This is a genomic window from Protofrankia sp. Cr1 (assembly GCF_963555865.1).
Lineage (GTDB): Bacteria > Actinomycetota > Actinomycetes > Frankiales > Frankiaceae > Protofrankia.
Genome location: NZ_CAUVXO010000261.1, coordinates 4,709 through 7,097 on the forward strand (window position 1 = coordinate 4,709; position 2,389 = coordinate 7,097).

Annotated in this window: 4 protein-coding genes; 2 read left to right on the forward strand and 2 right to left on the reverse strand. The window is 65.6% G+C overall.

Features of this window, described 5'->3' with window-relative positions; all coding sequences use genetic code 11:
- Window positions 1-180, forward strand: a 180-nt coding sequence (locus tag U9980_RS18340; RefSeq protein WP_322769035.1) for a helix-turn-helix transcriptional regulator, incomplete at its 5' end; no start/stop codon positions are given.
- 351 nt (window positions 181-531) lie between these two features.
- Here the strand turns inward: U9980_RS18340 and U9980_RS18345 are convergent.
- Both U9980_RS18345 and U9980_RS18350 read right to left on the reverse strand, forming a co-directional pair.
- Window positions 532-945 carry a type II toxin-antitoxin system VapC family toxin gene (locus U9980_RS18345; protein WP_322769036.1) on the reverse strand — a complete coding sequence of 138 codons (414 nt, stop codon included), beginning with the start codon at window positions 943-945 and terminating at the stop codon, window positions 532-534.
- Window positions 942-1,220 (reverse strand): hypothetical protein, encoded by a 279-nt coding sequence (locus U9980_RS18350; protein ID WP_322769037.1) that lies wholly within the window; start codon window positions 1,218-1,220, stop codon window positions 942-944. The genes U9980_RS18345 and U9980_RS18350 overlap by 4 nt, the downstream gene beginning before the upstream one ends.
- A 652-nt stretch (window positions 1,221-1,872) precedes the next feature.
- Between U9980_RS18350 and U9980_RS18355 the strand changes: the two genes are divergently transcribed.
- The gene (locus tag U9980_RS18355; protein WP_322769038.1) at window positions 1,873-2,304 is read left to right on the forward strand and encodes a hypothetical protein; all 432 of its coding nucleotides are present in this window, start codon (window positions 1,873-1,875) and stop codon (window positions 2,302-2,304) included.
- Window positions 2,305-2,389: the final 85 nt, after the last annotated feature.

Here is a 2,389-nt window from a genome sequence, read left to right on the forward strand (position 1 = left end):
CGGGGTCTGACCCAGCAGCAGGTGGCGGAGCGGATGGGGGTGACCAAGGGCCGGGTCTCGCAGATCGAGCAGGGTTCGCTCTCCGGTCAGGAGGTGGTCGCCAGATACGCCGCTGCTCTCGGTGGCCGGCTGCATCAGGCGATCTACTTCGATGACGGGGACATTGCCGCGATCGCCTGAGCTGCTTGGCCGCCGCAACGTATCTGATCGCGTATTGGGTTGTAGCTGTACCTGTTGCTACAGACAGCCCAGAGCCCCGCGCCGTGTGATCGGCTGCGGGGCTCTGACCTGCCTCAACCAGCGTGCGCTCGGAGGGACTCGAACCCCCAACCTCTTGATCCGTAGCCCTCGGCGCACCGTCGACGGACGTCCACCGACGTCCGTCGGTCCAGCTCACGGACTTCGCGATGTCCACCAACATCCATGGGCGTCCACCCCGGTTGCAGTAAAACTGCAGTACGGCAACTTTTGAACCTCGTCACTGAACGTGAGATCGGATGGGAAGTAGCCGGCCTGGTTTTAGTGTGCTTCTCAAGCGGGCAGCAGTTCGAAGCCGGGACAATGGTGTGGTGTGACGGCCAGGAAGTGGCGGCGGTCGATGGTGGCCAACTGTGTGATGTCGAGGCGTTCGGCGATCGCGACGACGTAAGCGTCGGTTATGCCGAGAGGGAATCCGGCGTACCGCTCTACCAGCTCGACAGCGCGGTCGAAGTCGGATTTCGTCGGCGTGACCATTGCCAGGTCGCCGGTCTGAAATGATTTGAGCAGTGCGACCTCGGCCCGGCCGCCGAGGTGCTTGGCCAGGTGATAGCAGGTTTCGATCACGACCGGTGCTGGCACGAGAAGCGGCGGTGTGGTCTGCCGCATGAGTACGGCGCTCGCCTCGTGGTGCTTGTCTTGGCGGTCGAACGCGGCGTAAAGAGGGCCGGTGTCCCAGAGGATCACCGGCTGTCACCCCCGGGACCATCGGTGCCGAACAGCGCCTCATCCACCCGCTCGGACAGGTCGTCGCGACCGCTGTCGAAGGTGCCGATAAAGGACGGGCCCGGCCAAACTGCACCCTGTGCTGCGATCCCCTCGTCCAGGCCGGGGTCCGCTACAACGAGGCGCAACAATGCCCGCCGAGCATCAGCGGTGCGCTCCGGAGCAAGTCGGTCGACGAGGGCGTGCAGCTCCGGATAGTGGTTGTGGGCCACGCTCATGCCCTCCAGCCTAGCCACCGCCCGGCGGTCCCATCCTAGCTCGTGAGCCACATCCGACGTGGTGGGCGGGCCGATGGGGCACCAGGGCCGGCGCCGAAGGTTGCCCAGGCCCTCCACAGGGGCATCGAGCGTGGTCGCCCGATCGCAATCCGCGATATCGCTGCGGCTCTCAGTCGGTGAGTCGGGACGAGGTGACTGCCGTGACTGTCGGCGGGAGGCCAGGTCCGACACCGTTCACCGCTGTCCGCGTCGCGGGCCTTGATCGTGACCTGTTGCAATACGAACTGCAGTACTTGACCCGGAAAGCGGCAGAGCCCCGAGCCCTGGATGGGGGCTGCGGGGCTCTGACCTGCCTCAACCAGCGTGCGCTCGGAGGGACTCGAACCCCCAACCTCTTGATCCGTAGTCCAATCTGGATCTTCCATGGGCGTCCGCTGCGTCCGCTGCGTCCGCTGCGTCTGCTCGGCTGTCAACTTGGCTGTCAGATCCGGGTCGCCCGGTCCGCGGGCCGTGATCGCGCTGCGACTGCCTCGGGGAGGGTGATGACAAAGGGATTTGGTGTCTGTGACTGTCCGAGGTGCTACTGAGGCAGTATGGGCGGATGACTCGGTGGGGGCCATCGGCACATCGACCCTGGTCGGTGCGTGGCGGCCGCCGCTTCCGACCGGCGGTGCCCAGTCTCGCCGTGGGAGCACTCATTCTCGGAGCCGTCGTATTCCTCGGGTTCCTGATCGCCGCGCAGGTCGCCATGGATCGAGCTGGCTGCGGCTCGGTCGATCCAACGGACCCGGGCAACTACAGCGAGGTCGTGCTGTCCAACGACACCCCACGGCCGGTAGTGGTCGACGACTGCCGCGGCGGCTATTGCAGATCCGATCAAGGGGCGATGCCGCTGGCCCCGGGTCAGCGGGTCCAGGTGCAGGTGCAGGTGCAGGCAGCATGCGCGGCGAGCGGCGACAATATGACGTCGTGGCGAGTGACAAGCACCGACGGTGCCGTTCTTGGCTACGTCGCCGTCGACACCCCCCGCAAGCAGGACGGCCTTAGCTATCCCATCTCCCGCATTGGCCACGACCGGACTACCGCAACGCCTGCGCTCTGATTCCCCTGCGAGTAGTGCGGAACTCTCGTCCGCTGGTGCCCGTAGGCTTGGCTGTACCAATGGCTGTACCAATGGCTGTACCAAT